Consider the following 27,000-nt stretch of genomic DNA (forward strand, 5'->3'; position numbering starts at 1 on the left):
AACCGCCGAGCTGCCCCGCCTCGACTGAGTCCGGGCAAAAGGGACCCGGGCCGGGTCTCCCGGGCCGGGTCTCCCGGGCCGGGTCTCCCGGGCCGCGCCGTCGGCCTACTGCAGGTAGCCGAGGACGGCCATCATGCCGGATTCGGCGTGATAGACGTTGTGGCAGTGGATCATCCACAGCCCGGGGTTGTCCGCGTCGAAGTCGACGTCGAGCTTCCTGCCCGGCAGCACGATCGAGGTGTCCTTCCGTGCGCCGCCGTCGGCCAGCCCGTACGTGTGGCCGTGCAGGTGCATGGGGTGCCACATCGTCGTGGTGTTCACGAACGACAGCCGCACGCGCTCGCCCGCGCGCACGGGATAGCGCTGCGCCGGGTCGTACTTCCTGCCGTTGACGGCCCAGTCGTACGTCGTCATCGAGCCGGTGAGCTTGAACTCGATCGTCCGGTCGGGGCGCCTCGACTCGAGCCGTACGGACTCGGCCGCTTTCAGCTGACCGCCGTGGACGACCTTGCCGTCGAGCTCCTTCGGTCGTACGGAGGAGCTGGGCGCGGCGCCGCCGCCGGTCCGCAGGACGGCGAGGGCGGTGCGGGCCTTGCCCTCGGCGAGCGCGGTGAGGGGGAAGGCGCCGTCCCCGACGGTGACGAGCGCGTCGAGGCGCTCGCCCATGCCGAGCAGGACGGCGTGGGTCTGCGTGTGCTCGACGGGGAAGCCGTCGGTGTGCGTGACGGTGAGCTTGTGGCCGCCGAGGGCGACCCGGAAGGCGGTGTCGCCGCCGGCGTTGACGATGCGGAGCCTGATCCGGTCGCCCGGCCTCGCGGCGAAGGTCCGCGGCTCGTCCGGCGTACGGCCGTTGATCAGGTAGTGCGGGTAGCCGACGTCTCCGGCGTCACCGCCGAGCAGGTCGCTCGTGGCGCCCATGAGCATCCGGGAGGGGCCGGCCGGCTTCGGGGACGGGGACTTCTTCCTGGTCATCGACATGGTGGACATGTCGTGGCCCTCCATGCTCCCGGAGTGGGTGCCGCCGTGGTCCATGCCTCCCGTGCCGCCCATACCCTGGCTCAACTCGGCGAGCACGGCGTCCGGGGTCGAGCCGTCGACGCCGTCGACCCAGTCGTCGAGGACGATCACCCACTCCTTGTCGTACTTCAGGGGCTCCTTCGGGTCCTCGACGATCAGCGGGGCGTACAGGCCGCGGTCCTGCTGGACGCCGGAGTGGGGGTGGAACCAGTACGTACCGGGATGGGTGACGGCGAAGCGGTAGTCGAACGAGCCGCCGGGCCTGATGTCGCGCTGAGTGAGACCGGGGACGCCGTCCATGTCGTTGCGCAGGGCGAGACCGTGCCAGTGGAGGCTGGTGGCCTCGGGAAGGTTGTTGGCCAGGGTGAGGGCGAGCGTGTCACCGGCGGTGACCCTGATCTCCTTGCCGGGGAGGTCGTCCCCGTACGCCCAGGAGCGGACGGTGCGTCCGCCGCCGAGGTCGAGCGGGGTCTCCACGGCGGTCAGCTTGAACCGCCGTTCCGGGCCGGGCCTGCGGAGGGCTTCGGCGGCGCCGACCTGCTTGCCGTCCGGGGTGACGTAGTCGGCGCTCGGCGACGTGCCGCCTCCGCCGGAGGAGTGGTCCATGCCGCTCATGGAATCGGAGCAGGCGGTCAGCAGGCCGGTGCCGGCGGCGGCGAGTCCGGCACCGAGGACGGTACGACGGGTGAGTCGGGACATGACTGTGGAACCTCTTGACGTGGTCGTTGCATGGACAAGTCGGCTTTCCGCTCACGAGGTGGAGCGGCCGGTCTGCCTAAATGCGCAACGACGAGAGGCGGGTCAGGAGGGAGTTGGGTGACTCGGGCGGCGGGATCGCGCGGAGGGCGTAGGCGAGCCGCACGGCCGAGGGCGCGGCGGCTCGGCGTCGGTGTGCGAGCGCGCCACCTAGCGCCAGCAGGGTTCCGATCCCTGCGCCGAGCACGGCCAGGCACACGGCTGCGACACCGGCCCCATGCGCGGGTGCCGGGGCCGTCGCGTGGCTCGCATCGGCGACCACGTGCTCCATCGCCGCGGCCGCGTGCCCGACGGAGGTGTGTGTGGCGTCGGCGTGCTCGCCGGGGTGGCCGAGGACGTGCATACGATGCCGACGAGCAGCGCGGCGGCGAGCACGCACCGGCTCCACCATGTCGCCGCCCTCGGGCGTCTCTTCACCTCGGATTCCACTCGCTCATCATACGGAGAGGGGGTATGCGGGACGTCAGTGAGAGCCGTGGCGACGGTGCCCATGTCGGCCATGGGCCAGGGTGTCCTCCATCCCCGCGGGGGTTTCCTGGACGGGATGAGCGTCAGCACTCAGCCCGGCCAGAGTCACGGTGACGAGCCGTCGCACCGCCGCCTTCGACGGGAGGCCCGCAGCCGCGCCGAGTGCGTGGAGGCAGTACGCGGCGAGTTCGCCGGGCGCGACATCGGAGCGCAGGGCGCCGCTCGCGGCGCCCTCGGCGACCAGGTCCCGGACGAGCTCCAGCAGCCGCTCGTGGGCCTGAGTGATGACCGGCCCTTGGTGGAGCAGGGCGGTCATAGCGGCTCCGTGGTGACCATGATGCCGGTGGCGCTCGTGGGACATGAGCGCGTACGTCTCCAGGACGACGTGAAGCCTGCGGTCGGGGTCCGTGGTGCGATCCCGTGCGGCTTCGAGCTGTTCGAGGTGGTGACCGACCTGGCGCTCGTGCCAGGCGACGAGGATCGACTCGACGTCAGGGAAGTACTTGTAGAGCGTCGCCCGTCCGATGCCGGTCTCCTGAGCGATCCGCGACATGGTCACCGACATCAGGCCGTGCTCGGCGACCAGCGCGGCGGTCGCGTCGAGCGTCGCGTCACGCACGGCGCTGCGGTGCGCCTCGATCGTCTCGTTCCACAGCTTCGGCATCCCCACAATCTAGGGGACGACGATGACGTGACACCATGACTTGACAGAGACACTCTGTATCGAAAAAGTGGCGAGTCGGCGCCACGCGGCCGTCCGCTCCCTCACGCATCGGAGTCTCCCCATGTCCGACGGGACACCTCCCCCGTACGCTCCCCGCCCTCGTTGGGTGACCGCGCTCCTGATCGGTGCCGCGATCCTTGTCGTAGTCTTCCTGGCCCTGCACCTCGCGGGCGGCGGCATGCGGGGCCACGGCTGATGCCGATGTCACCACGGGTGCGCAAGCTCGCCCTCACCGCCCATGTGACGGCCTCCGTGGGCTGGTTCGGCGCGGTCGCCGTCTTCCTCGCCCTCGCCGTGACCGGAGTGACCGCGACCGACGCGCTCACGGTGCGGTCGGTGTACGTCACGATGGGCGTGGCCGGCTGGTACGTGATCGTCCCGCTCTGCTTCGCCTCGCTGGCGACAGGCGTCGTGTCCTCGCTCGGGACGACATGGGGCCTCCTGCGTTACCACTGGGTGACGGTGAAGCTCGCGATCACGGTGCTCGCGACCGGCGCCCTGCTCCTCCACATGCCGCCCGTCAGCCACATCGCGAGCGCGGCGGCAGCGCCGGACTGGTCCGGCGACACCCTCGTCGGCCTGCGGACCCAGCTCGTCATCCAGTCCGCCGCGGCCCTGGTCGTGCTCCTGCTGGCGACCGCCCTGTCGATGTACAAGCCGCAGGGACGGACCCGCTATGGACAGCGCCGGCAGCACAGGGGTCTCCTGGCGCCCAAGGCGTCGTGACCCGGTTGCGGCCAGCAAGCGCGACCACCACAGACCCCGGCACACGGAACACGACGCCGCGGCCGTCTGACGGATCCTCGAAGCGGACCGGGCCGGCGTCGGGGCCGTGTGCGCGAGCGGTCGGGTCTCAGCCCTCCGCGAGGACGACGATCGCGTCCGCGGGCCCGAAGGCCAAGGGCGCGGTCTTCGACGGGTTGAGGAAGATCCCGAAATGGGGCGGGGCGTCGCCCTGCCGGGCGAGGCGGTAGCCGATCGCGGTCTCGCCCTCCCGCCGGGCGGCCTCGACGACGGTGGCGAAGTTGGCCTCCGCGCCGAGGACGACATAGTCGGAGGCCGGCTTGAGGTAGATTTCCGAGCCCTCCGGGTTGAACAGATCGGTGAAGACCTCGTACAAGCCGCGGTTCTCGCTCAGCTGGGTGAGGAGCAGGCTGATCACCTTGGTGCTGACGATGAAGTCGTCGGCCTTGGTCACCTGGGCGACCTCGCGGTTGGCGTCGTCGTTCATCTCAGTGACGATCGAGTACGGGTCGCCGAGCCGTACTTCGATGTCCCGCAGGTGGAGCAGGGTCACGAGCGTCCGGTCGTCGGCCGGCCCCGGGGCGATCGTGTCGTCGGAGAGCACGACGATGTGCTGGTAGTCGCCCAGGTCCAGGGCCTCCAGGGAGGAACGGCGGGTCGGCTCGCAGTGCTTGTAGCCCACGGTGAGGTTCACCGTGGGCTGCTCCAGCGCGGTGTCCGGGCGGCGGGGCGCGGCGACGTCCAGCGTGGAGCCGGGCTGGACGAAGCTGTCGAGAAGCGTGACGAGCTTGCTCGTACGGGAGTTCTCGCCGATGAGGAGGGTGCGGTCGAGCCGCGGCGGCTCGGCCGGGGCCGAGGTGATGGCCGATTCGACGATCCGGGGCCGGGTCCGGGCGAGCCGGATGAGCAGGTCGTCCTGCGCGATCACGAGCAGCTGGTCGCCCGGGCAGATGAGCGTGTCCATGGGCGGGTTGACCAGCACCGTGCCGTCCGCCCGTCGCAGTCCGGCCGGAGCGCCGACGTCGTAGGCGTGGAGCGCCGCCCCGTAGGTGGTCCCGACGAGCTCGGGCTCCTCGCGGAGGTAGAACTCGTTGCCGACGAAGCTGAGCAGTTCGTTGAAGACGCCCGACAGGCCGGTCTGGCGGTGCGCCTGGGCGATGAGGCGTACGGCGATGTCCTCGGCATCGATCACCAGGGCGCCGTCGCCCGCGGCCAGGCGGGCGGCGGCGATGTTCTCCGAGTCGTGGACGGCGGCGACGATGTCCGGACGAGCGCCCCGCCACGGGCGGCTGTTCAGCAGCAGCAGGACCTTGATGACCTCGACGTCCTTTTCCTCACCCGCCGGCGGCAACACCATGATCGATTTGGCCGTGTCCGGGCTGACCAGTTCCAGGTCGGTCCGCACGAGCGGATTGCCGGAGCGGCAGATGACGCGGGTGCTGCCGGTGTCCGGGATCCGGGCCCGGATGGCGTCCTCCATGAACACCTTGTCGCGGTCCGCGAGGACCACGACACACGAGCGGCGTTCGCTCTGGTTCGCCTCGACGAGTTCCGCGATGACCGTGAAGACCTGGTCCGACCAGCCGAGGACGATGGTGTGGCCGCGTTCCATCAGCTGCGAACGGCCTTTGCGCAGCTCGTGGATCTTCTGGTTGAGGCCGGTGGTCAGGACACCGATGAGGGCGCTGACGAGGAAGATGCCGCCGATCGTCACCGCCAGCATGAGGCCCAGGAAGACGGGGCTGCCCGTGTCCCCGCCCATGGTGCCGGCGTCGAGCGTGCGCAGCAGACTCATCCATGCCACGCCGAACCAGCCGCCGTTGTCCTCGGCGTCCGTGTCGGTGAACAGCACGACCAGGGTCGAGGCGAGCGCGATGAGCAGCACCGAGGCCAGCGCCAGCCAGCTGATGAGCGCCGGTGTCCCCCGGTCCATCGTCGCGTCGAACCAGTACCGTAACCGGGTCCGCAGCCTGCCGCGCGCCACCGAATGTCCCCCGCCCCGCGCCCGTCCGTCGTCTTCGTGCGTCACAGGCCCGTTGCCGTGGCTCCGACCTTGCGCGGTTGATCATTCTTTCAGACTCGGGGGCGGCATTCGCCGACGAATACACCGGGCCCCGGGCTCGCGTCAGCGACGAGGGCCGAGCCGACTCCGGCGCCGGCCCCTTGTCGTCAGCCGCCCTGTTCGAAGGTCCGGAGCAGGTCGGCTGCGACGCTGACCGCGATCGTGGCGGGTTCCTTGCCGGTGATCCCGGCCGTACCGATCGGGGTCTTGATCCGGTCGATGGTGGCGTCGTCGTGGCCGCCCTCGGTGGCCAGGCGCTGCCGGAAGCGCGACCATTTGGCGGCCGAGCCGATCAGTCCGATCGTGCCGAGGCCGTGGGTCCGCAGGGCCGCGTCGCAGAGGGCGGCGTCCTCGGCGTGGTCGTGGGTCATGATCAGGACGTGGGTGCCGGGGGCCAGCTCGGCGAGCACCTCCTCCGGGAGCAGCGGTGTGTGGTGCACGCGGACCTGCGCCACCGCGTCGGCGAGCAGGACGCCGAGCCGTTCGTCGGTGAGCATGTCGGGGCGGCTGTCGACCAGGTGCAGGTCGAGGTCGTGGCGGGCGAGGATGCGGGCCAGCTCCAGGCCGACGTGTCCGACGCCGAAGACGGCGACCGCGGGGACCACCGGCAGCGGTTCGAGGAGCACGGTGACGGCTCCGCCGCAGCACTGCACGCCGTGCCGGCCGGTGACCTTGTCGTTGAGGGCGAACTCCATCAGCTCGGGTTCCGCGCCGGCCGTGCCGGTCAGTTCGCGGGCCCGGTCGATGGCCACGGCCTCGATGTTGCCGCCGCCGATCGAGCCCCAGGTCCCGGTCCGCCCCACGACGAGCTTGGCACCGGCGCGGCGGGGCGCGTGGCCGCGCACGGTCGCGACGGTCACCAGCACGCCGGGCTCCCGGCGTGCTCGCAACCGCGCGACCGCGGCGACCCAGGTCATGTCAGGCATGGAGCGGGGCGTCGGTGTCGTCGGGAGTCCGGACGCCGTCGCGTGCCCGTCCGCCGCCCGGTCCCCGTACCTCGGCCGTACGGGCCGCTTCGACGGCCCAGTAGACCGCCTCCGGCGTGGCGGGAGAGGCGAGTTCCACGCTGACCCCGGCGGGTCCGAACGCCGCGGCGGCCTCCCGCAGCGCTTCCCGCACCGAGAACGCCAGCATCAGCGGGGGCTCGCCCACCGCCTTGGAGCCGTACACCGCGCCCTCTTCGGTGGCGTTCTCCAGCAGCGTGACGTTGAACTCCTCGGGCATCTCCGAGAAGCTCGGCAGCTTGTACGTGCTCGCGGCCTGGGTCAGCAGCCGACCGCGGTTCGGTCCCTCGCCGGTGTCCCACCGCAGGTCCTCGAGCGTCAGCCAGCCCGCGCCCTGGACGAAGCCGCCCTCGACCTGACCGATGTCGATCAGCGGGGACAGGCTGTCGCCGACGTCGTGGACGATGTCGACGCGGCGGATGCGGTACGCGCCGGTGAAGCCGTCCACCTCCACCTCGGTGGCGGCGGCGCCGTAGGAGAAGTACTTGAACGGCGAGCCCCGGAACGACTTCGCGTCCCAGTGCAGTCCCTCGGTCCGGTAGAAGCCGGCCGCCGACAGCTGTACGCGCTGGAGGTACGCGGTGCGCACCAGGTCGTCCCAGGCCAGTTCCTGGTCGCCGCCGAGGACGCGCGCGACGCCCTCGACGATGCGGACGTCCGCGGCGCCGGCTCCGAGCTGGGTGGCGGCGACTTCGAGGAGACGTGCGCGGAGCTGCTCGCAGGCGTTCTTCACGGCGGCGCCGTTGAGATCGGCCCCGGCGCTGGCGGCGGTGGCGGACGTGTTGGGCACCTTGTCGGTACGGGTCGGGGCGAGCCGTACCTTGTGCAGCGGGATGCCCAGCGTGGTCGCGGCCACCTGCAGCATCTTGGTGTGCAGGCCCTGGCCCATCTCGGTGCCGCCGTGGTTGATGAGGACCGAGCCGTCCTTGTAGATGAGGACGAGGGCGCCGCCCTGGTTGAAGGCGGTGAGGTTGAAGGAGATGCCGAACTTGATGCCGGTGAGCGCGAGCGCCCGCTTGGTGTGCGGGTGCGCGGCGTTGAAGGCGGCGATCTCGCGCCTGCGATCGGCGAAGCCGGCGTCGTTCTTGACCTGCCGCCAGACCGTGGAGATCCGGTCGGCGTGGGTGACCGGCTGTCCGTACGGCGTGGTCTGGCCCTGGCCCGGCCGGTAGAAGTTGCGTTCCCTGAGCTCCGTCGGGTCCAGGCCGAGCAGCGGCGCGCAGCGGCCCATGATGTCCTCGATCACCAGCATGCCCTGCGGGCCGCCGAAGCCGCGGAAGGCGGTGTTGGACACCTTGTTGGTCCGGGCGATGCGGCCGGTGACGCGCGCGTTGGGGATCCAGTAGGTGTTGTCGATGTGGCACAGGGCGCGGGCCACGACGGGCTCGGACAGGTCGAGGCTCCAGCCGCCGTCCGCGGTCAGGGTGGCGTCGAGGGCCTGGATGCGGCCCTCGGCGTCGAAGCCGATCTTCCACGTGGCGTGGAATCCGTGCCGCTTCCCGGACATGGTCAGGTCCTGGGTCCGGTTGAGACGGACCCGGACCGGCCGGCCGGTCAGCCGGGCGCCGAGCGCGGCGACGGCCGCGAAGCCGTGCGGCTGCATCTCCTTGCCGCCGAAGCCGCCGCCCATCCGCAGACACTGCACGGTCACCTCGTGGCTGTGCAGGCCGAGCACGTGCGCGACGATCTCCTGCGTCTCCGAGGGATGCTGGGTGCTGCTCTGGACGAACACCTGCCCGGCCTCGTCGACGAGGGCGAGCGCCGCGTGCGTCTCGAGGTAGAAGTGCTCCTGGTCGGAGAACTGCAGCTCGCCGGTGAACACGTGCGCGGATTCGGCGAAGCCGGCGTCGACGTCTCCGGCCAGCATCACCGGCCGTGCGCCGTGGAAGCTCTCCGCCGCGATCGCGTCCTGCAGCGTGACCAGGGAGGGCAGTTCGTCGAGTTCCACCTCGACGGCCGCCGCGCCGAGCCGCGCCGCCTCCAGGGTCTCGCCGAGCACCCAGGCGACGGCGTGGCCGTGGAACATGACCTCGTCGGGGAACAGCGGCTCGTCGTGCTTCATGCCGGCGTCGTTGACGCCGGGCACGTCGGCACCGGTCAGCACGCGGACCACACCGGGCACGGCGAGCGCGGGCTCGGTGCGCAGCGCGGTGATCCTGCCGTGGGCCTTCATGACCTGGACCGGGTAGGCGTGCAGCACGTCCTTGGTGCGGTGGACCAGGTCGTCGGTGTAAAGCGCGCTGCCGGTGACGTGCAGGGTGGCGCTCTCGTGCGGCATCGGCACGCCGACGACGGGCTTCTCGGGGCGCTCGGACAGCTGACTCATGACGACACCGCCTCGGTGGTGGTCTGTGCGTAGGTCTTCAACAGGCTCTGGCCGAGCATCGCGGAACGGTACGCGGCGCTCGCGCGGTGGTCGTCCATGGGCGTGCCCTGGGCCCGCAGCACCCGGGCCGCGTCCTCGACGGTCTCCGCCGACCAGGGCCTGCCCTCCAGGGCCGCCTCGGTGGCGAGTGCGCGGATCGGGGTGGCGGCCACACCGCCGAGGCCGATGCGCGCCTTGCGGACGATCCCGTCCTCGATGTCGAGGGCGAAGGCGGCCGCGACGCTGGAGATGTCGTCGAAGCGGCGCTTGGCGATCTTGTGGAAGGCGACGACCGGCGACAGCGGCAGCGGGATGCGCACCGAGCGGATCAGCTCGCCCGGTCGGCGCACGCTCTGCCGGTAGCCGGTGAAGTAGTCCGCGAGCGGGACCTCGCGCTCGCCGTCGGGCGCGGCGAGCACCACCGACGCCTCCAGCGCGAGCAGGACGGGCGGGGTGTCGCCGATGGGCGAACCGGTGCCCAGGTTGCCGCCGAGGGTGGCGCTGTTGCGGATGAGCCGGGAGGCGAACTGCGGCAACAGCTCGGCCAGCAGCGGGACGCGGCCGTCCAGGCGGCGCTCGATCTCGGTGAGCGTCACCGCGGCGCCGATCTCGATGCGGTCGGACTCGACGCGCAGCTCGCGGAGTTCGGGCAGCCGGTCGACGGCGATCACACAACCGGCGCGGCGGGACCGGATGTTGACCTCGACGCCCCAGTCGGTGCTGCCGGCGACGACGACCGCTTCGGGCCGCTCGCGCAGCTCGCGCAGCGCCTCGGCCAGGGTGGCGGGTCGCAGGAACAGGCTGTCGCCCTGGGCGTACGCGGTGGCGACCGGCGCGGGCGGCGCCTGCTCGCGGCGCTGCGCCAGGACGTCGTCCTCGGTGGGCGTGCCGACGGCGAAGGCGGCGTCGCGAATGGGGCGGTAGCCGGTGCAGCGGCACAGGTTTCCGCTCAGTGCGTGGAGGTCGAAGCCGTTCGGGCCGTGCTCGGGGTCGGCGGAGCGGGTGCCGAGGGGGGCACTGGCGGCGTCGGCCGCGGATGCGTGCGTATCCGGGTGTGCTTCCGCATCGGCGTGCGCTTCCGTGGCCGGGTCTGCCTCCGCATCCGCGTGCGCTTCCGCGGCCGCGTGCGCGCAGCGGTCGGGGCGGTAGTACTCGGCGGCCATGCTGCAGATGAAGCCCGGCGTGCAGTAACCGCACTGGGAGCCGCCGCGCACGGCCATCTCCTCCTGCACGGGGTGCAGCCTGGACGGCGTGCCGGGCTCGTCGGGCCGGCCGGCGGTGGCGAGGCCCTCGGAGGTCACGATCTCCTGTCCGTCGAGTGCCGCGACCGGGACCAGACACGCGTTGACCGCGACCCAGTCGGTGGGCTTGTCCACCCCGGGGCGGGCCACGAGGACCGCACAGGCACCGCACTCGCCCTCGGCGCAGCCCTCCTTGGTGCCGGTGAGGCCACGCTCGCGCAGGAAGTCGAGCACGGTCGTGTGGGGCGCGACGGGCGAGAGCGGCGCTTCCTTCCCGTTGACGGTGACCCGCGCCTCTACCATGACATGTCCTCATTTCGGTGCACGGTCGATCCGATCGTCGTAGTCGCCATTGTTTTCAGGAGCTTTCTGTAGCGGTGGCGCGGCTCGCGCACGTCCGTGAGTCAGGAGAGTCCCGGGCGCGGACCAGGAGCGCGCGGACCAGGAGCGCGCCGCCCCGGAGTGCGCGGACTCAGAGTGCGCTGACCCGGAGTCCGCCGCCCCGGAGTGCGAGAACCCATGACTCACATCAGCACGCGACGCCGTGCACGAGGTGGACGACATGCACGGCGCGCCGCGAGGGTGGTGACAGAGATCAAGGAATGCCGGTGGCGCCGTCGGGCACACCGGGAGAAGGAGGCTGCTCAGCAGCCGTGCGCTACGCGGCCCGGAACCCAGGCGGTCCGGCGAGCGAGGCGATTCAGGTCGGAGAAGAGTGACATCCGACTTCGCCTCCTTTCGACAACTCACGAGCCGGTGCGCTCGAAAGTACGATGCGGCGGGCTGATCGGTCAAGAGACGGACCCGAGCCCCCTGACCGGCCGCGGCGGGGTCTCACCGGCTGATGGAGCAGGAGCAACCGGAGCCGCTGCCAGGGGTGGTGGCGGGGCGGGCGGAGGGCCTGCCGGGGGACGGTGTGTGGCGACTTCTCGACAAGGAGTGCGGGATTCCGCATCCGGGCGGTGGCGGCGGGCAGAACAGCCGGAGACACCTCGGACGTACGCGATCCGCCGCAACCCCGTCGAGCGGGTTCCCCGACGTGAGGAGAAGCGCATGCCGACCTGGCCGCCGGCCGAAGAGCCGGTCTTCACCGCGGACTTCGGCTCGTCCGAGCAGTGGGTCGCGGGCCGCAGCTGGGCCTATCCGAACGGAGGGCCGGTCAACCCGGGCGACAACAAGCTGGACCACCTGGTCGACGACCCCGCGTACAGCCGTACGGGCGTGTTCCGGGCGACCCGCCGGCGCGACGGACTGTGGGACACCGGGCTGCTGACCACGGAGGGCAGCCCGGAGGGCTTCGAGGTACGCACCGGGGACGTGCTGGAGGCGCGGGTGCGGCTCCCGGAGGAGACGGGGGCGTGGCCGGCGATCTGGACCTGGCGCGACGGCGGCCAGGAGGTCGACGTCTTCGAGTACCACCCCGACAACCCCGATCTCCTGGAGCTGTCCAACCGCGTCCGCGGCACCCACCGTTACCACCGCTCCCCCGACGTCCGGCCGGGCGGCTGGATCGCCCTGCGCATCGAGTTCGGAGCGCGCTCGGTGGTGTGGTGGCTCGACGGCACGGAGGTCTTCGCCGACCACCGGGGCGTCGGACGCGGGTGGCACGCCGCCCTGATCGTCAACCTCTCGGTCTGCGCGGGCCGTTACCACCCCGCCCCGGACGACACGACGACGGAGATGTCCTACGAGGTGCAGGACCTCCGGGTGTTCCGCCCGACCGGGTGACGCTGCAGCCGCGGGTCACGTGAGATGCAACGCGACATCGCACAGCCCGAGGCCGTCGCGGACGGCGTTGCGCCAGACACGCGGCGGGCCGTCGAGGACGCTCTCCTCGTCCGCGCCGTAGGAGAGCCAGTCCCTGCCCTCCGCGGCGGCCCGCTCGGCAGGCGTGAAGGCGAAGGCCGCCTCGACGCGCGGAAGGGCCTCGCGCACCTCGGCCGCGGTGAGGACGAAATTCCCGCACCAGCCGGGCAGCAGGGCGGCGCGGGCCGGGCCGAGGGACTGTGGCATGGGTCGTCACCGGCAGAGCCGGGCCTTTCGAGCCCTCTGTTCACCCGAGAGAAGACATCACCCCCTTGACTGGTGACGCTCACGGTCGCCATGATGGCGTCACCGCTTCAACCGGTGACGCGTAGGCAAGGTGTGACGCGCGCCGGACTTGAGGTCATGAGAAGCCTCCGAGCCGAACTGGGAGTACGAGCGATGGCAGTCACCTACACCGCACACATCGAAGTCGACGGAGAGGGTCGCAACGGCGGTCGCGTCCGCTCCGCCGACGGTCTCCTGGAGACCCGGCTCGCGATTCCCAAGGAGTTCGGCGGCGCGGGGGACGCGACCAACCCGGAGCAGCTGCTGGCCGCCGGCTGGGCCGCCTGCTTCCTCGGCGCCCTGCGCCGCGCCGCCGCCACCCGCAAGCTCCGGCTCGGCAGCACCACGATCACCGCCGAGATCACGCTCATCCACGGCGACGACGGAGAGTTCTCGCTCGCCGCGGTCCTCAGCCCCGTCCTCGGCGGCGTGGACCAGGCGACCGCCCAGGAACTCACGGAAGCCGCCCACCAGATCTGCCCGTACTCCAAGGCCACCCGCGACAACATCCCCGTCACGCTCAACGCCTCCGGCACCGCCGCCTGACGCGCCCTGAGCCGCCCCCGTCCCGTGCCGCTTTCCTCTCCGTCCCTCCCTCCGGCACGGGACCGGTCCCACTCACCCATTTCTTCCGCGAGCGGACGAGGACATGTCCCTGACGACGCAAACCCCCGACCGCGCCGACCCGACCCACGGCCCACCCCCCGAACGCGAGCAGCCGAGCGCCGCACACTTCTGGAACTGGACGGAAACAGCAGTGCTGTTCGGATACGGCCCCGGGGTCCGCAGCTTCAGCTGAAAAAGCCGCGGTGGCCGAAGACGCGCTCTGTTCCGGAGGCCCCGCGCGCGGAATAGTCGGGGCATGGCCTCCGACACTCCCCCGCCGACTCGCGCCCTGGCCTTCGGCCGAGCCGCCCGCGCCTATGACGCCTATCGCCCCCGGTATCCCGACACTGCCTTCGAGACCATGGAGGAGTTCAGCGGTCGGCCGCTCGCCGGAGCCCGGGTCGCCGACGTGGGCACCGGCACCGGGATCGCCGCTCGTGCCCTGCACGAGCGCGGGGCCAGGGTGGTGGGCGTGGAGCCGGGCGCCGCGATGGCGGCGCAGTTCCGCAGCGGGCTGCCCGGGATTCCGCTCGTACGCGGGGACGGCAACCGGCTGCCGCTGGCCGACGGCTCGCTCGACCTCGTCACGTACGCCCAGTCCTGGCACTGGACCGACCCCTCCCTCGCCGTCCCGTCCGCCCTGCGCGCCCTGCGCCCGGGAGGCGCGCTCGCGCTGATGTGGAACGACCCCGACCCGTCCGTACCGTGGGTGGCCGATCAGCGGTCCAGGATCGAGAAGTGGTTCGGTCCCGGCTGCTTCATCTCCGACGTCCACACCCCGGCCGAGCTCAACTGGCGGAAGCGCACGCTCCGCTGGTCGCGCCGCGTCACCGTCGACTTCCACCTCGCGAAGCTGGCCACGCACTCGGCCGTCATCGTGCTCGACGAGTCCGAGGCGACCGCCTTCCTCGCCGCCGAGCGGGAGCAGCTCACGCGGCATTTCCCCGACGGCCGGCTGGACGAGCCCTATGCGACGACCGTGGCGGTGGCCCTCCGCCCCTGACCGTACGAGTGGGGAGGGAAGGAATCCTCACGGTGCTGTCCAGCACGCGCTCGCGCGGCTCACGGGGCACTACGGGCGCCCCCGGGCTCACGGACGCTCGACGACCCGGTAGCCCACACCCGGCGTGGTGGTGACGACCTGCGGTTCGCCGAGCTTGCGGCGGAGACGGCCGATCGTCACCGCCACCGTGTTGGTGAACGGGTCGGCATGCTCGTCCCACACCCGCTCCAGGAGCTCCTCCGCGCTGAGGAAGGCCGGGCTGGCGTCCAGCAGCGCTTCGAGCAGGGCGAACTCCTTGACCGAGAGGTCGAGCTGCCTGCCGTCCCGGGTGACCGTCCGCCGGAGCGGATCGAGCTCGATGCCCGCGGCTCGGAGCACGCGGGCCCGGGCGCCGGGCCGGCGGCGGGCCAGGGCCCGTACGCGGAGCACCAGTTCGGGGAAGTGGAAGGGCTTGGCGAGGTAGTCGTCGGCGCCCATGACCAGTCCGGCGACCCGGTCACCGGGTGCGTCGGCCGCGGTCAGCATCAGGACCATGACGCGATCGTCCCGCGCGACGATCATCCGGCACAGGTCGTCGCCGTGGATGCCGGGCAGATCGCGGTCGAGGACGACCACGTCGTACGCGTTGACGTCGAGCTTCGCCGCCGCCTCCAGGCCGTCGTACGCCACGTCCACCGCCATGCCCTGGTCGCGCAGGCCCTCGACGAGGACGTCGGCGAGGGACAGGGCGTCCTCGACCACCAGCACTCTCATGCCGCCGCCCCGTCCTTCCCGTCCGCCCGGGGCAGGACGACGGTGACCCGCAGGCCGCCCTCGTCGCGGGCCGACAGCTCCAGGCTGCCGCCGTGCGCCTGGGCGATGGCGGCGACGATGGAGAGGCCGAGTCCGGACCCTCGCCCTCCCCTGCTGGTCCGCTCCTCGCCCAGGCGGCGGAAGGGCTGTGCCAGCAGGGCCACTTCGCGGGGATCGAGCACCGGTCCGCCGGTCTCGACGGTCAGCCGCGCCGTCGCGGCGTCGGCGTGGGTCGCGACGCCGATCCAGCCTCCGGCCCGGTTGTGCGCGATGGCGTTGTCGACCACGTTGTCGACCACGCGGCGCACGAGGCTGCGGCTCGCCCACACCTCCGCGCCGCCGTCCGCGTCCTCGTCCTCATCCTCGTCAGCGTCGGCGACCGCGCCCGCGCGGCGCACCGTGAGGTCCTTGGCGGCGATGTCGGCGGCCCGCTCGCTCAGGGCCGTCGTCACGAGCCGGTCCAGGCGGACCGCCGTCGCGTCGGTGAAGGCGCCGTGCTGCGTGCGGGCGAGTACGAGGAAGCCTTCGAGGAGCCGGTCGACCCGGTCGAGTTCGGTGCGGATCCGGCCCGCCAGGGCGAGCGTCTGCTCGGCGACGGGGCCGGGCTTGGCCACCGCCACGTCGGCCGCGGCTCGCATCGTGGCCAGGGGGGTGCGCAGCTCGTGGGAGGCGTTGGCGACGAACCGGCGCTGTGCGGCGAAGGCTCCTTCCAGACGTTCCAGGAGGCCGTCGATGGTGTCGGCCAGGTCCTTGACCTCGTCGCCGGGGCCCGTGACCGCGAGGCGCTCGTGCAGGTTGTCGGCGGAGATGCGCCTCGTGGCCGCGGTCATCGTCCGCAGGGGACGGAGCACCCGGCCCGCGGCCAGCCACCCCATCAGGAGGGACAGCACGGCCATCGCGCCGAGCGCGACCGCCGATCCCAGGAGGATCCGGGCGGACTGCGCGTCCTGCGCCTGGGCCAGCTGTCGTTCCAGCGCGTCGATGCGCTCCTGGGCCTGCGCCGGCATCGCGGGAAGCGCGGGCGTCGTCCCGGGCGCGGTCCGGCTGTCCCTGCTGCCCGAGGCCACGGCGGCGGCGATCGCCAGCAGGACGGTGCCCGAGAGCAGGAACAGGCCGACGTACAGGGCGGTGAAGCGCGCCCGTACGGTGCCGAGCCGGGCGGAGAAGCCTCGTACCACTGCCTGGTCCTCCCCCGCCGCCGGTCCGGATACGTGCCCCAGGTTAGGCGGCGCCACCTAACAGCGGCATGACAGCGCCCGTTCGGCGCGTGTCATGTCCCGCGCCGCAGGGTGTGCGTCATGAGCGAAGACACGAGAGCGACCGTCGAGGTCGTCGGCCTGCGCAAGCGCTTCGGGCCGCAGGTGGCCCTGGACGGCATGACCTTCACGGTCCGCCCGGGCCTGGTGACGGGGTTCGTCGGTCCCAACGGCGCCGGGAAGTCGACCACGATGCGGGTGATCCTGGGCCTCGACGCACCCGACGCGGGCTCCGCGCTGGTCGGCGGGCGACCGTACCGGAGCCTGCGCGAGCCGCTGCGGCACCTGGGGGCACTCCTCGACGCCTCTGCGCTGCAGCCGAGCAGGACCGCCCGCGACCACCTGCTGTGGCTGGCCCACTCCCAGGGCCTCCCGGCCCGGCGGGTGGACGCGGTGATCGAGCAGGCCGGCCTGGGTACGGCCGCGCGGCGCAGGGCCGGCGGCTTCTCCCTGGGCATGCGACAGCGGCTCGGGATCGCCGCGGCGCTGCTCGGCGACCCGCCGGTCCTCATGCTGGACGAGCCGTTCAACGGTCTCGACCCCGACGGCATCGTCTGGATGCGCGGCTTCCTCGCGTCACTGGCCGGGCAGGGCCGGGCCGTGCTGGTCTCCACCCATCTGATGGGCGAACTCCAGGACACCGCCGACCACCTGGTGGTCGTCGGACGCGGAAAGGTCATCGCCGACACGGGGGTGCGGGAGCTGCTGGCAGCGGCTTCCGGCGACCGGGTCACGGTGCGGACCAGCGCGCCCCTGGAGGCCACGGCGGTCCTGGAGGCGGCCGGCGCCCAGGTGTGCGTCGCGGGCCACGACACGCTGTCCGTGTCCCGCCTCGCGGACGAGCGGATCGCCGCGGTCCTCGGGCGGGGCGCGGTGCCCTTCTCCCAGGTGTCGGCGCACCGCGCGACGCTGGAGGAGGCGTACATGGAGCTGACCCGTGACGCGGTGGAGTACCGCGGGGTTCCGGCCGCGGAGGCGGGGCGATGAGCCGGACCACCTTCCCGCGGCTGCTGCGCGCGGAGTGGACGAAGTTCCGTACGGTGCGCGGCTGGGTGCTCGGCATGGCCGCCGCCGCGCTGGCGACGGTGCTGGTCGGGCTCCTGGGTACGGCGGCCCCCGGGCCGTCCGGGCAGGGCACCGACACCTCGTTTCCGCGGGGCCCGGGCGGGGAGGCGGTCAACGACAACTTCTTCCTCGTCCACCGGACCCTGACCGGTGACGGCAGCATCACCGTTCCGGTGCAGGCGCTGACCGGCGTCCCGGACGCCGGCCCGACGCCGGACACCGGCCGCACGACCGACACCACTCCTCAGACGGCCGGTGATCCGACCACGGCGGACGTTCCCCCCTCCTCTCCCGCCGCCGTCTCTCCCTGGGCCAAGGCCGGGATCATCGTCAAGGGGTCGCTCGCGCAGGGCTCCACGTACGCCGCGGTCATGGTCACCGGTGCCCACGGGGTGCGGATGCAGTACGACTACACCGGCGACATCGCGGCCGCCGGGTCTTCCGGCGGCGTTTCCGAGGGGTCGGCGCGCTGGCTGCGGCTGGTGCGTGCCGGCTCTCTCCTCACCGGTTACGTCTCCGCCGACGGCAGCCACTGGAGCTGGGTGGGCACGGCCCGCCTCGCCGGGCTGCCGGCCACCGTCCAGGCGGGTCTGTTCGTGGCCTCTCCCCAGGCCATGGAGGAGACCCCGGTCGGCGCGGGCTTCAGCCCCGCCGTGGCCAGGGGTGACTTCGGGCGCCCGGTGCTTGGAGGCGACTGGTCCGACGAGGACTGGACCGGCACCCAGGTCGGCGACGACGCGGGCACCTCCGGCAGCTACACGAACACGACGAAGGGCGAGTTCACGTCGTCGGCCGCGGGTTTCAGTGTGACCGGCGCGGGTGACATCGCGCCCGTGGTGGGCGGTCCGGCGATGGGCCACGGCTACACCCTGGAGAACTTCCTCGTCGGCGCGTTCGCCGGGCTGATCGTGGTGACCGCCGTGGGCACGGTGTTCGTCACCGCCGAGTACCGGCGCGGACTGATCCGTACGACGCTGACCGCGCACCCCGGGCGGGGGCGGGTGCTCGTCGCGAAGGCCGCCGTCGTCGCCGCCGCGGCCTTCGCCGTGGGGCTGGTCGCCGCGGCCGTCGCGGTCCCGCTCGGCGGGCGGAGCGCGGAGGGCAGGGGCTTCCGGGTCTTCCCGGTCCCGACGGCCACCGAACTGCGCGTCGTGGTCGGCACCGCGCTGCTGTTCGCGGTCACCGCGGTGCTCGCGCTCGGCGTCGGCGCCGTGCTGCGGCGCAGCGCCACGGCGGTGGCGCTGGTCGTCGCTTCGCTGGTCCTCCCGTATCTCCTGGCCACCGCCGGAGTCCTGCCCGTGGGGGCCTCGGAGTGGCTGCTGCGCGTGACCCCGGCCGCCGGCTTCGCCGTGCAGCAGACCCTGCCGCGCTACGCGCAGGTCGTCACCGTCTACGAGCCCTCGACCGGTTATCACCCGTTGCCCCCGTGGGCGGGCTTCGCGGTGCTGTGCGGCTACGCGGCGGTCGCCTTCGCCCTGGCCCTGACGCGCATGAAGCGGAGGGACGCGTGAGGTACGCGCTGTGCGCCCTGCGCGCGGAGTGGACGAAGCTGCGGACCGCGGGCGGCGCCGTCGGGCTGCTCGCCCTCGCGGTCGTCCTGACCGTGGGCCTGGGCGCCGGGACGGCGCAGGGCGCGATGTGTCCGGGCCCGGGGTGCGGTGAGGACGGCGTACGGATCGCCCTCACCGGTGTGGTGCTCGGTCAGGCGGTCGTCGCGATCGCCGCCGTGCTGACGGTCAGCGGTGAGTACGGGACCGGCATGATCCGCACGACGTTCACGGCGGTGCCGCACCGGATCGCCGCGTTCACCGCCAAGGCCGCGGTCCTGACGGGCGCGGTGCTCGCGGCAGGGGCCCTCGCCGTGCTCGGTTCGCTGCTCGCCGGGCGGTACCTCCTGCCCGGCCGCGGGTTCACGGCGGCCAACGGCTATCCGCCGCTGTCCCTGTCCGACGGTCCCACGCTGCGCGCCGCCGTCGGATCGGTCCTCTACCTCGCGCTGGTCGCTCTGCTGGCCCTCGGCGTCGCCACGGCGGTACGGGAGGCCGCGTCCGCGATCGGCACCGTCCTCGGGCTGCTCTATCTCTTCCCGGTCGTCGCGCACGTGGTGGGAGACCCGGAGTGGCAGCGCCACCTGCAGCAGATCTCCCCGATGACCGCCGGCCTCGCCGTGCAGTCCACCACCCACCTCGACAAGCTGCCCATCGGCCCGTGGGCAGGCCTCGGCGTCCTCGCCGCGTGGGCGGCGGCAGCCCTGCTGGGCGGCGGCGTGCTGCTGCGCCTGCGCGACGCGTGATTCCCGCTCGGCGGGGCCCGTGGGGCTGACGGAAGTCTTACGGCGCGGTGCGGATCGCCCTGCCGCCCGCGCCTTTTCCGTAGCGTGCGGGGCATGCGCGTACTCGTCACCGGAGGAGCCGGGTTCATCGGCTCGCACATCGTCTCGGCTCTGCTCGCCGCGGGCCACGAACCCGTGGTCCTGGACGCGCTGCTGCCCGGCGCGCACGCCACCGTGCCCGAGCCTTCGCCCGTCGGCCTCCTCCACGCCGACGTCAGGGACGCGGCGGCCGTCCGGGCGGCCCTGGCCGGAGTCGACGCGGTCTGCCACCAGGCCGCGATGGTCGGCCTCGGCAAGGACTTCGCCGACGCCCCCGACTACGTGGGCTGCAACGACCTCGGCACGGCCGTGCTCCTGTCGCAGATGGCGGAGGCGGGCGTGCGGCGACTCGTCCTCGCGGGCTCGATGGTGGTGTACGGCGAGGGCCGGTACGAGTGCCCCCGGCACGGCATCGTCCGGCCGGGCGCCCGCCGCCCCGAGGACCTGGCCGCGGGCCGCTTCGAACCCCCCTGCCCCGCGTGCGGCGCGGCACTCGTGCCGGGTCTGGTCGGGGAGGACGCGCCGGCCGACCCCCGCAACGTGTACGCCACCACCAAGCTCGCCCAGGAACACCTGTCGGCGGCGTGGGCCCGGGCCGTGGGCGGGACGGCGGTGTCGCTGCGCTACCACAACGTGTACGGGCCGGGCATGCCCCGGGACACCCCGTACGCGGGTGTGGCCTCGCTGTTCCGCTCGGCGCTCGCCCGCGGCGAGGCGCCCCGCGTGTTCGAGGACGGCGGACAGCGACGGGACTTCGTGCACGTCCGGGACGTCACCGCGGCCAACGTGCTCGCCCTGGAGGCCACTGTGGAGGCCGCCGCCGGACTGCCGGCCGGCGCCCTCACCCCGTACAACGCCGGCAGCGGGGAGCCCCACACGGTGGGCGAGATGGCGACGGCGCTCGCGCGGGCGCACGGCGGCCCGGCGCCGGTGGTGACCGGCGAGTTCCGGCTGGGGGACGTGCGGCACGTCACCGCGGACTCGTCGCGGCTGCGGCGCGACCTCGGCTGGCGACCGGCGACCGGCTTCGACGAGGGCATGGCCGAGTTCGCCCGCGCCGGGCAGCGGGCCTCGGCGCCGACGACGGGCATCACGGCCTGAAGAGTCCGCCCACCCACCAGTCGTGCGGCTTGCCGTCGTTGGTGATGCTGCGATGGCGCAGCGTGCCTTCGACGGTGAAGCCGAGCTTCTCGGCGACGGCATGCGAGCCGGTGTTGCCGACCATGGCCCACCACTCGATGCGATGGACGTCGAGGGTGGCCCAGCCCCAGTCGCACAGCGCCCGAGCGGCCTCCACCGAATACCCGCGCCCGCGCTGCTCCCTGACCGCCCAGTAGCCGAGCTCCCAGACGCCGCGGCTGATGAGGGTCAGGCAGTACGAACCGACCAGGGCGCCGGTGTCCTTGCGGAAGGCCCCGAGGGTGTAGTCCCTGTCCTCGGCCCACTGGGCGGGCAGCTTCTCTCCGACGAGCTCCTCCGCGTCCGCGCGCCGGTACGGCACCGGCACCGGGGTGTAGAACTGGATGTCCTCGTCCTGGCAGGCCTCGTACACCGCGTCCACGTCGGCAGGAATGAAGGCCCGAAGCACCAGACGCTCGGTCTCAAGAGTCACCGGATCCATCGCGGCAGTATGACCACCGCCGGCCCGCGGCGACCATCGAATATCCCGTCCGGTCACGCTTCCTTCGCCACCCGGGCCCGCCCCTTCAGCCCGCGGCGGCGGGGAGGGTGACCTCGAAGCGGCAGCCGCCGGGGACGTTGCGGACCTCCGCGCGGCCCGCGTGCGCCTCGACGATGCCGCGGACGATCGCGAGACCGAGGCCGGCGCCGGCAGGTGGGGTGCGGGCCTCGGTGCCGCGCCAGCCGGTGTCGAAGACGCGGGGAAGGTCCGCGTCCGGGATGCCGCCGCAGCCGTCGGTGACGGACAGGACGACGGCGTCGTCGCGGCGTTCGGCGGTCACGGCGACCGTGCCGTCGGCGGGGGTGTGGCGGATGGCGTTGCCGAGGAGGTTGGCGAGGACACGGGTCATCTCCTTGCCGTCGACCTCCACGGGAACGGCCTCGACCTGCTGCCCGACCAGGCGCACCCCGTGCTCGCGGGCCAGTGGGTCGGCACCGCTGAGGGCGTCGCCGACCAGGTCGTAGACGGAGACGCGGCTCGTGCTGAGGGCGAGGGCGCCCGCGTGGATGCGCGAGAGCTCGAAGAGGTCGCTGACCATGCCGGTCAGGCGCTCCACCTCGGTGCGGATCTGCCGGTGGTAGCGGGCGGGATCGGCGGCCACACCGTCCTCCAGGGCCTCCGCCATGACCCGCAGCCCGGCGAGCGGGGTGCGCAGGTCGTGCGAGATCCACGCGACGAGCTCGCGGCGGGACGCCTCCAACGAGCGCTCGCGGGCCCTGGACGCCTCGAGCTTGGCGCTGGTGGCGGCCAGTTCGCGGGTGAGCGTGGCGAGTTCGGCGGTGGCGGCGCCGTCGGGGGCGGAGAAGCTGCCGCCGTCGCCGAAGTCGCGTGCGGCGCGGGCGAGCGCCCGGCTCCGGGCGACGACCCACCTGCCGAGCACGAGCGCGGTGCCGAGCGACACGAGGGCGGCCATCGCGGCGACGACGGTCACCACCCACAGGTCGTGCGGCGACAGGAACATCGCCTGGGCGACGGCGAGGGTCCCGGCGAGCATCGCCGTGACGGTGACGGCGGCGACCACGGTCAGCGAGACGGCGACCGAGCGGTGGCGGACGAGGCGCAGGACGACCGCTCCCGCGAGGCCCGCGCACACGGCGCCGGCGAGGGCGAACGCGGCGATGAGCAGGACGTCCTTCACGCCGCGCCCTCCGCCCGCCCCGGGCCCTCGACGATCGCCTGCCACGGCTCCGGCTCCGGCTCCGGCTGCGGCTCCGGCTGCGGCTGCGGCTCGAAGCGGTAGCCGACTCCCCACACCGTCTGGATCAGCCGTGGCCTGGCCGGGTCCTCCTCGATCTTGGCCCGAAGCCGACGGACATGGACGGTCACCGTGGAAAGGTCGCCGAAGTCCCAGCCCCACACCCGCCGCATCAGGTCCTCACGGGAATGCGCCGCTCCCGGGTGCTCCATGAAGTACGACAGGAGGTCGAACTCCCGCAGAGTGAGAGCGAGTTCGCTGCCGGCGCGGGTGGCGCGGCGGGTCGCCGGGTCCACGACGAGGTCCCCGGACCGCAGCACCGGCCGGGCCGCGGCGCCGGCCGACGCCCGGCTCCGGCGCAGCACGGACTCCACGCGCAGCACCAGTTCGCGCGGGCTGAACGGCTTGGTGACGTAGTCGTCCGCGCCCACCTCCAGGCCCGTGATGCGGTCCTCCTCGTCGCCCCGTGCGGTCAGCATGATCACGGGCACGGGACCGTGTGCACGGAGCCGCCGGCACACCTCCAGGCCGTCCAGGCCCGGCAGCATGAGGTCGAGCACCACCAGCTCCGGCCGTCGTTCGCCGGCCTTGCGCAACGCGTCGGGACCGTCGGCGGCCTGCTCGACGGCGAACCCGGCCCGCTCCAGGTAGCCGGTGACCACCTCGGCCACCGTCGGGTCGTCGTCCACCACCAGGATCCGTGCCCGGCTCTCCGGGCCTCCGCTCTCGCTCATGCCGCACAGCGTCGCATCCACCGGCGCGACGGTCACGGGCGCCCCGGAGCGCCGGGAGTGATGTCCGCGTTTCGTAAGGACTTCCGGAGCCCCGATCCGCCCCGCGCTTCCTACGGTGGGTCCCGTGACACCCAAGACCGAGACCGTAGACGTCGTCCTTCCCTGTCTCGACGAAGCCGAGGCGCTGCCCTGGGTCCTCTCCCGCATCCCCGTCGGCTGGCGGGCCATCGTCGTCGACAACGGCTCCGCCGACGGATCCGCCGCACTCGCCCGGAGCCTCGGCGCCACCGTCGTCCACGAGCCCCGGCGCGGCTTCGGCTCCGCCTGCCACGCGGGACTGCTCGCAGCCGACGCCGAGTTCGTCTGCTTCTGCGACTGCGACGCCTCTCTCGACCCCGGCCTGCTGCCGGGGCTCGTCCGTACGGTGGCCGACGGCTCCGCCGAGCTGGTCCTCGGCCGCCGCCGGCCCGCCGGACGCGGCGCCTGGCCCGCCCACGCCCGGGCCGGGAACCTCGCGCTGTCCTGGCTGCTGCGCCGGCGCACCGGACTGCGGCTGCGCGACCTCGGTCCGATGCGGGCCGCCCGCCGCGAGGCGCTTCTGGGCCTCGAACTCACCGACCGCCGCAGCGGTTACCCCCTGCAGACGGTCGTGCGGGCCGCGGACGCGGGGTGGCGGGTGCGCGAGGTCGACGTACCGTATCTGCCCCGCTCGGGCCGGTCGAAGGTCACCGGCACGTGGAAGGGGACGTGGCAGGCCGTGCACGACATGCGCAAGGTCCTCGCCGAAGCCGCGGAGACGCCCGTCTCGACGCCGGCTCCCCCGGCCGCGCCGACGCCCGCGCCGACGCCCGCAGCGGCATCCGGAGCTGCGTCCCCGCCGACGGACCGATCCGCCTTCGCACCACCGACGGACCAGGCCGCTTCCGCACCGCCACCCCCGCCCACGCACCGGCCGGCCGGCTGGGCACGCCCGTGACGACCTTCCTCGTCATCGCCAAGCAGCCGCTGCCCGGCCGGGTGAAGACCCGGCTCACGCCTCCGTTCAGCCCGGAGGAGGCCGCCTCCCTCGCCGAGGCGGCGTTGGCCGACACCCTGGACGCCGCGGCTCGGGTCCCGGCCGGCCGTCACGTGCTGGTCCTCGACGGCGCGCCCGGATCGTGGCTGCCCGCCGGCTTCGACGTCGTCCCCCAGGCGGCGGGCGGGCTCGACGAGCGGCTCGCCGCCGCGTTCTCCGCCTGCGCCGGGCCCGCCCTGCTGATCGGCATGGACACCCCGCAGGTCACCCCGCGGCTGCTCGCCGCCGCCCTCCGCTGGGAGGACCACGACGCCTGGTTCGGCCCCGCAGCGGACGGCGGCTTCTGGGGCCTCGGGCTGGCCCGCCCCGACCCGGCCCTGTTGCTCGGCGTGCCGATGTCGAGGCCCGACACCGGTGCCGTCCTGTACGAGCGGCTGTGCGCGGCCGGGATGCGCGTCGGGACGCTGCCGGTCCTGAGGGACGTGGACACCGCCGCCGATGCCCGGGCGGTGGCGGCCGAGGCGCCCGGTACCCGTTTCGCCGCACGGCTCGCGGCGCTGACCGCCACGACCACCGGAGCGGGCCCGTGACGGCGACGACGGACTGGCGCGCCGACCCGTACGCCGACGCCCTGCGCGCCGGGCGCGGCCCGCTCTTCCTCCGCCGTGCCGACGGCTGGCTGCTGCCGCTGGAGGTGGAACGCTGGTGCGAGGCGCCCGACCGGGCCGACCGCTCCGTCCTGGAACGCTGCCGGGGCGCGGTGCTCGACGTCGGCTGCGGCCCGGGCCGGCTCGTGGCCGCCCTGGCCGCCCGGGGCCGGCGCGCGCTGGGCATCGACATCGCCCCGGCGGCGGTCGCGCACACCGTGCGGCTGGGCGGTTCGGCCCTGTGCAGGTCGGTCTTCGATCCCGTGCCGGGCGAAGGCCGTTGGGACACGGCCCTGCTGATCGACGGAAACATCGGCATCGGTGGTGACCCGGCCGCGCTGCTCCGTAGGCTCCGTCAGGTGGTGTCCCCTGCCGGGACGGTCCTCGCCGAATGCGTGCCCGTGGACGTCGACGAGCGCTGCGAGGTGCGGGTCGACGACGGCCGGGGCGGTCGCGGTGCCCCGTTCCGCTGGGCCCGGGTGGGCACCCGCGCGCTGGCCGGGCACGCCGGGCGGGCGGGCTGGGCCGTGTCCGAGCGGTGGACGGTGGCGGGTCGCTCCTTCGTCTCGCTCGTGCCTCAGTCGTCCTCGGCGGTACGCCGCTGAGCCCGGGCCCGCTGCCGTCGTACGAGGTGCAGCGCGCCCGCGACGACGGCCACGGCGCCCAGCACGAACGCGAGGTTCCGGGCGTACGGGAGGGGAAGGGCCGACGGGTTCGGGGGCTCTCCCGGCCGTACGAGCAGCGGGAGCGCCACCAGGATCACGCTTCCCGCGACGACCAGCGTCCCGCGCAGCAGTCCGCGCCCGGGGCGTCCGACGAGCAGCAGCCCCACGGCGAGGACCAGCGGGGCGAGGAGGCCGTCGTGCAGGACCAGCGCCCCGGCCAGCCACACGAGGACGCCCGCCGGGTCCGGCTCGACCGCGACCAGCCACGCCCCGAGGCCGATCAGGCCGAGGCCGAGGGCGCCGGCTCCGTACCGCAGGACGTTCGCCGTGCTCACAGCACCTCCAGGCGGTGCACCCACTTGGTCTGCAGGACACCGGGCCGATTGGGAGCGATGATCCGGGCCGGGAAGCCGTGGTCGAGGGAGAGCGCCTGCCCGTTGAGGGTGAGGGCGAGGAGCGACAGCGGGTCCGCGGCGTAGTCGGCGCCCATCTCCATCACCCGGTAGGCGCCGCTCACTTCCAGCGAGGTCACCCGCACCGCGGCCGTCCCCGGCCGGCCGCCGGCGCGCTCGACCAGTTCGCGGACCGGCACTCCGGCCCAGTCGGCGTCGACGCTCCAGCCCTCGACGCAGGCGATCGGCAGCCGGGTGCGGGCCTGTGGCAGTGCCCGGAGCGCGTCGAGGGTGAGGACGTACGGACGGGGTCCGGCGACCTCCAGGCGCCAGTCCCGCAGGCTTCGCGCCGACACCCCGGCCGCGGCGGCGGTCCGGTTCACCGGCAGTCCCTGCGGTCCGTGGTCGGGGTGGCGTGGTGCGAGCAGGTCGAACGTCTTCAGCGGTGTGAAGGACTGACCGACCGTCGTCAGGGTCACCACGCCGACCGCCGCGCCCGTGGCCAGCAGCAGCGAACGGCGGTCGACGGCGTCCTCGGCGGGCAGGGCGCGGGTCCCCGTCGAGCGCCGCCCCCAATGGTCCCTGATCTCGGGCGCCTTCACCGCGATGTGCAGCAGGACCGATCCGGTCGCCACCCAGGCGACGGCGAAGTGCACCGGCACGAAGGCGAAGGGCCAGGGGTACCACTCGACGATGTTCAGCAGGCCGGTGAACAGCTCGAACACGGCCGAGGCCACGAGCAGCGCGACGGACAGCCGTTCGAGGGCGTGTCGCACGGACCGCACCGGCGGCCAGACGAAGAGCCGGGGGTACACCGCCCACAGCTTGACCAGGAGCAGCACGATCGCGGCCAGGCCGGTGGCGACGTGCAGGCCCTGGTTGAGCGCGTAGCCCCACACCGGCCGGGTGGGCAGCCGGTCGGCCAGCCAGGCCGGCGGCCGTTGGAGGTAGTGGCTGACGAGCCCGGTGACGAAGCAGACGGCGAAGGCCGCGCCGAGCCACCGGCCGACGGCTGTGGCCGTCCTGGCGTCGTGCAGTCGGCCGTGGAAGGCGGGCGGCCGGAACGCGGACGGCTCGAGGCGCGGCCTGCGCATGCGGAAGGTCAT

General features: G+C 73.3%; 25 protein-coding genes. 11 read left to right on the forward strand and 14 right to left on the reverse strand.

Annotated elements, in window-relative coordinates; genetic code table 11:
- Positions 1-105 precede the first annotated feature (105 nt).
- The gene (locus tag ACFWJO_RS14940; protein WP_386865117.1) at positions 106-1,716 is read right to left on the reverse strand and encodes a multicopper oxidase family protein; all 1,611 of its coding nucleotides are present in this window, start codon (positions 1,714-1,716) and stop codon (positions 106-108) included.
- A gap of 520 nt (positions 1,717-2,236) precedes the next feature.
- Positions 2,237-2,905 (reverse strand): TetR/AcrR family transcriptional regulator, encoded by a 669-nt coding sequence (locus tag ACFWJO_RS14945; protein ID WP_386865118.1) that lies wholly within the window; start codon positions 2,903-2,905, stop codon positions 2,237-2,239.
- Positions 2,906-3,160: 255 nt separating this feature from the next.
- Between ACFWJO_RS14945 and ACFWJO_RS14950 the strand changes: the two genes are divergently transcribed.
- The gene (locus ACFWJO_RS14950) at positions 3,161-3,691 is read left to right on the forward strand and encodes a hypothetical protein (RefSeq protein WP_386865119.1); all 531 of its coding nucleotides are present in this window, start codon (positions 3,161-3,163) and stop codon (positions 3,689-3,691) included.
- A gap of 127 nt (positions 3,692-3,818) precedes the next feature.
- Here the strand turns inward: ACFWJO_RS14950 and ACFWJO_RS14955 are convergent, their stop codons facing one another.
- The 4 genes from ACFWJO_RS14955 to ACFWJO_RS14970 all read right to left on the reverse strand — a co-directional run bounded on the left by ACFWJO_RS14955 (position 3,819) and on the right by ACFWJO_RS14970 (position 10,684).
- On the reverse strand, positions 3,819-5,693 hold the full coding sequence (locus ACFWJO_RS14955; RefSeq protein ID WP_386865120.1) for a potassium transporter TrkA: 1,875 nt from the start codon (positions 5,691-5,693) through the stop codon (positions 3,819-3,821).
- Positions 5,694-5,878: 185 nt separating this feature from the next.
- Entirely contained in the window at positions 5,879-6,688 is an 810-nt protein-coding gene (xdhC, locus tag ACFWJO_RS14960; RefSeq protein ID WP_386865267.1) for a xanthine dehydrogenase accessory protein XdhC, read from the reverse strand.
- A gap of 1 nt (position 6,689) precedes the next feature.
- Complete coding sequence (gene xdhB / locus ACFWJO_RS14965) at positions 6,690-9,101, reverse strand: xanthine dehydrogenase molybdopterin binding subunit (protein ID WP_386865121.1); 2,412 nt, start codon at positions 9,099-9,101, stop codon at positions 6,690-6,692.
- Positions 9,098-10,684: a xanthine dehydrogenase small subunit gene (locus tag ACFWJO_RS14970; protein ID WP_386865122.1), complete on the reverse strand. Its 1,587-nt coding sequence runs from the start codon at positions 10,682-10,684 to the stop codon at positions 9,098-9,100. Before ACFWJO_RS14970 ends, xdhB begins: the two co-directional genes overlap by 4 nt.
- Before the next feature lie 750 nt (positions 10,685-11,434).
- On the opposite strand from ACFWJO_RS14970, the gene ACFWJO_RS14975 reads away from it, so the two are divergent.
- Positions 11,435-12,109: a beta-glucanase gene (locus ACFWJO_RS14975; protein ID WP_386865123.1), complete on the forward strand. Its 675-nt coding sequence runs from the start codon at positions 11,435-11,437 to the stop codon at positions 12,107-12,109.
- A gap of 15 nt (positions 12,110-12,124) precedes the next feature.
- Here ACFWJO_RS14975 and ACFWJO_RS14980 read toward each other — a convergent pair whose 3' ends face one another.
- Positions 12,125-12,394 (reverse strand): hypothetical protein, encoded by a 270-nt coding sequence (locus ACFWJO_RS14980; protein ID WP_386865124.1) that lies wholly within the window; start codon positions 12,392-12,394, stop codon positions 12,125-12,127.
- Positions 12,395-12,586: 192 nt separating this feature from the next.
- On the opposite strand from ACFWJO_RS14980, the gene ACFWJO_RS14985 reads away from it, so the two are divergent.
- Together ACFWJO_RS14985 and ACFWJO_RS14990 are read left to right on the forward strand one after the other, a co-directional pair.
- On the forward strand, positions 12,587-13,018 hold the full coding sequence (locus tag ACFWJO_RS14985; RefSeq protein WP_386865125.1) for an organic hydroperoxide resistance protein: 432 nt from the start codon (positions 12,587-12,589) through the stop codon (positions 13,016-13,018).
- 316 nt (positions 13,019-13,334) lie between these two features.
- On the forward strand, positions 13,335-14,081 hold the full coding sequence (locus ACFWJO_RS14990; protein ID WP_386865126.1) for a class I SAM-dependent methyltransferase: 747 nt from the start codon (positions 13,335-13,337) through the stop codon (positions 14,079-14,081).
- Positions 14,082-14,168: 87 nt separating this feature from the next.
- Here the strand turns inward: ACFWJO_RS14990 and ACFWJO_RS14995 are convergent, their stop codons facing one another.
- Together ACFWJO_RS14995 and ACFWJO_RS15000 are read right to left on the reverse strand one after the other, a co-directional pair.
- Complete coding sequence (locus ACFWJO_RS14995; RefSeq protein WP_386865127.1) at positions 14,169-14,834, reverse strand: response regulator transcription factor; 666 nt, start codon at positions 14,832-14,834, stop codon at positions 14,169-14,171.
- A complete protein-coding gene (locus ACFWJO_RS15000; protein ID WP_386865128.1) occupies positions 14,831-16,051 on the reverse strand; it encodes a sensor histidine kinase in 1,221 nt (406 codons plus the stop codon). The genes ACFWJO_RS14995 and ACFWJO_RS15000 overlap by 4 nt, the downstream gene beginning before the upstream one ends.
- A gap of 120 nt (positions 16,052-16,171) precedes the next feature.
- Between ACFWJO_RS15000 and ACFWJO_RS15005 the strand changes: the two genes are divergently transcribed.
- The 4 genes from ACFWJO_RS15005 (at position 16,172) to ACFWJO_RS15020 (ending at position 20,666) form a co-directional block, all read left to right on the forward strand.
- Positions 16,172-17,116, forward strand: a complete 945-nt coding sequence (locus ACFWJO_RS15005) for an ABC transporter ATP-binding protein (RefSeq protein WP_386865129.1) — start codon at positions 16,172-16,174, stop codon at positions 17,114-17,116.
- Positions 17,113-18,705 carry an ABC transporter permease subunit gene (locus ACFWJO_RS15010; RefSeq protein WP_386865130.1) on the forward strand — a complete coding sequence of 531 codons (1,593 nt, stop codon included), beginning with the start codon at positions 17,113-17,115 and terminating at the stop codon, positions 18,703-18,705. Before ACFWJO_RS15005 ends, ACFWJO_RS15010 begins: the two co-directional genes overlap by 4 nt.
- On the forward strand, positions 18,702-19,487 hold the full coding sequence (locus ACFWJO_RS15015) for an ABC transporter permease (RefSeq protein WP_386865131.1): 786 nt from the start codon (positions 18,702-18,704) through the stop codon (positions 19,485-19,487). Before ACFWJO_RS15010 ends, ACFWJO_RS15015 begins: the two co-directional genes overlap by 4 nt.
- Before the next feature lie 93 nt (positions 19,488-19,580).
- Entirely contained in the window at positions 19,581-20,666 is a 1,086-nt protein-coding gene (locus ACFWJO_RS15020; protein ID WP_386865132.1) for an NAD-dependent epimerase/dehydratase family protein, read from the forward strand.
- On the opposite strand, the gene ACFWJO_RS15025 is transcribed toward ACFWJO_RS15020, so the two are convergent.
- The 3 genes from ACFWJO_RS15025 to ACFWJO_RS15035 all read right to left on the reverse strand — a co-directional run bounded on the left by ACFWJO_RS15025 (position 20,656) and on the right by ACFWJO_RS15035 (position 23,175).
- Positions 20,656-21,186 carry a GNAT family N-acetyltransferase gene (locus tag ACFWJO_RS15025; RefSeq protein WP_386865133.1) on the reverse strand — a complete coding sequence of 177 codons (531 nt, stop codon included), beginning with the start codon at positions 21,184-21,186 and terminating at the stop codon, positions 20,656-20,658. The genes ACFWJO_RS15020 and ACFWJO_RS15025 overlap by 11 nt on opposite strands.
- A gap of 85 nt (positions 21,187-21,271) precedes the next feature.
- Positions 21,272-22,384 carry a sensor histidine kinase gene (locus tag ACFWJO_RS15030; RefSeq protein ID WP_386865134.1) on the reverse strand — a complete coding sequence of 371 codons (1,113 nt, stop codon included), beginning with the start codon at positions 22,382-22,384 and terminating at the stop codon, positions 21,272-21,274.
- The gene (locus ACFWJO_RS15035) at positions 22,381-23,175 is read right to left on the reverse strand and encodes a response regulator transcription factor (RefSeq protein ID WP_386865135.1); all 795 of its coding nucleotides are present in this window, start codon (positions 23,173-23,175) and stop codon (positions 22,381-22,383) included. Before ACFWJO_RS15035 ends, ACFWJO_RS15030 begins: the two co-directional genes overlap by 4 nt.
- 124 nt (positions 23,176-23,299) lie before the next feature.
- On the opposite strand from ACFWJO_RS15035, the gene ACFWJO_RS15040 reads away from it, so the two are divergent.
- From ACFWJO_RS15040 to ACFWJO_RS15050, 3 genes are read left to right on the forward strand one after another with little or no spacing between them, the layout of a single operon-like run.
- Positions 23,300-24,151, forward strand: a complete 852-nt coding sequence (locus ACFWJO_RS15040) for a glycosyltransferase family 2 protein (protein ID WP_386865136.1) — start codon at positions 23,300-23,302, stop codon at positions 24,149-24,151.
- Positions 24,148-24,780 carry a DUF2064 domain-containing protein gene (locus ACFWJO_RS15045; protein WP_386865137.1) on the forward strand — a complete coding sequence of 211 codons (633 nt, stop codon included), beginning with the start codon at positions 24,148-24,150 and terminating at the stop codon, positions 24,778-24,780. Before ACFWJO_RS15040 ends, ACFWJO_RS15045 begins: the two co-directional genes overlap by 4 nt.
- Positions 24,777-25,442 carry a methyltransferase domain-containing protein gene (locus tag ACFWJO_RS15050; RefSeq protein WP_386865138.1) on the forward strand — a complete coding sequence of 222 codons (666 nt, stop codon included), beginning with the start codon at positions 24,777-24,779 and terminating at the stop codon, positions 25,440-25,442. Before ACFWJO_RS15045 ends, ACFWJO_RS15050 begins: the two co-directional genes overlap by 4 nt.
- Here the strand turns inward: ACFWJO_RS15050 and ACFWJO_RS15055 are convergent.
- Together ACFWJO_RS15055 and ACFWJO_RS15060 are read right to left on the reverse strand one after the other, a co-directional pair.
- Positions 25,415-25,837, reverse strand: a complete 423-nt coding sequence (locus ACFWJO_RS15055; RefSeq protein ID WP_386865139.1) for a hypothetical protein — start codon at positions 25,835-25,837, stop codon at positions 25,415-25,417. The two genes, ACFWJO_RS15050 and ACFWJO_RS15055, sit on opposite strands and share 28 nt — an antisense overlap.
- Positions 25,834-27,000 carry a molybdopterin-dependent oxidoreductase gene (locus ACFWJO_RS15060; protein ID WP_386865140.1) on the reverse strand — a complete coding sequence of 389 codons (1,167 nt, stop codon included), beginning with the start codon at positions 26,998-27,000 and terminating at the stop codon, positions 25,834-25,836. The genes ACFWJO_RS15055 and ACFWJO_RS15060 overlap by 4 nt, the downstream gene beginning before the upstream one ends.

This window comes from Streptomyces sp. NPDC127092 (assembly GCF_042722475.1).
In the GTDB taxonomy this organism is placed as follows: Bacteria; Actinomycetota; Actinomycetes; order Streptomycetales; family Streptomycetaceae; genus Streptomyces.

Coding starts and splice junctions, on each gene's coding strand:
- ACFWJO_RS15025 (WP_386865133.1), bottom strand. CDS start 21,186: ATGGATCCGGTGACTCTTGAGACCGAGCGTCTGGTGCTTCGGGCCTTC.
- ACFWJO_RS14985 (WP_386865125.1), top strand. CDS start 12,587: ATGGCAGTCACCTACACCGCACACATCGAAGTCGACGGAGAGGGTCGC.
- ACFWJO_RS14980 (WP_386865124.1), bottom strand. CDS start 12,394: ATGCCACAGTCCCTCGGCCCGGCCCGCGCCGCCCTGCTGCCCGGCTGG.
- ACFWJO_RS15005 (WP_386865129.1), top strand. CDS start 16,172: ATGAGCGAAGACACGAGAGCGACCGTCGAGGTCGTCGGCCTGCGCAAG.
- ACFWJO_RS14990 (WP_386865126.1), top strand. CDS start 13,335: ATGGCCTCCGACACTCCCCCGCCGACTCGCGCCCTGGCCTTCGGCCGA.
- ACFWJO_RS14970 (WP_386865122.1), bottom strand. CDS start 10,684: ATGGTAGAGGCGCGGGTCACCGTCAACGGGAAGGAAGCGCCGCTCTCG.
- xdhC (WP_386865267.1), bottom strand. CDS start 6,688: ATGACCTGGGTCGCCGCGGTCGCGCGGTTGCGAGCACGCCGGGAGCCC.
- ACFWJO_RS15060 (WP_386865140.1), bottom strand. CDS start 27,000: ATGACCTTCCGCATGCGCAGGCCGCGCCTCGAGCCGTCCGCGTTCCGG.
- ACFWJO_RS15020 (WP_386865132.1), top strand. CDS start 19,581: ATGCGCGTACTCGTCACCGGAGGAGCCGGGTTCATCGGCTCGCACATC.
- ACFWJO_RS15035 (WP_386865135.1), bottom strand. CDS start 23,175: ATGAGCGAGAGCGGAGGCCCGGAGAGCCGGGCACGGATCCTGGTGGTG.
- xdhB (WP_386865121.1), bottom strand. CDS start 9,101: ATGAGTCAGCTGTCCGAGCGCCCCGAGAAGCCCGTCGTCGGCGTGCCG.
- ACFWJO_RS14995 (WP_386865127.1), bottom strand. CDS start 14,834: ATGAGAGTGCTGGTGGTCGAGGACGCCCTGTCCCTCGCCGACGTCCTC.
- ACFWJO_RS14945 (WP_386865118.1), bottom strand. CDS start 2,905: ATGCCGAAGCTGTGGAACGAGACGATCGAGGCGCACCGCAGCGCCGTG.
- ACFWJO_RS14950 (WP_386865119.1), top strand. CDS start 3,161: ATGCCGATGTCACCACGGGTGCGCAAGCTCGCCCTCACCGCCCATGTG.
- ACFWJO_RS14940 (WP_386865117.1), bottom strand. CDS start 1,716: ATGTCCCGACTCACCCGTCGTACCGTCCTCGGTGCCGGACTCGCCGCC.
- ACFWJO_RS15010 (WP_386865130.1), top strand. CDS start 17,113: ATGAGCCGGACCACCTTCCCGCGGCTGCTGCGCGCGGAGTGGACGAAG.
- ACFWJO_RS14975 (WP_386865123.1), top strand. CDS start 11,435: ATGCCGACCTGGCCGCCGGCCGAAGAGCCGGTCTTCACCGCGGACTTC.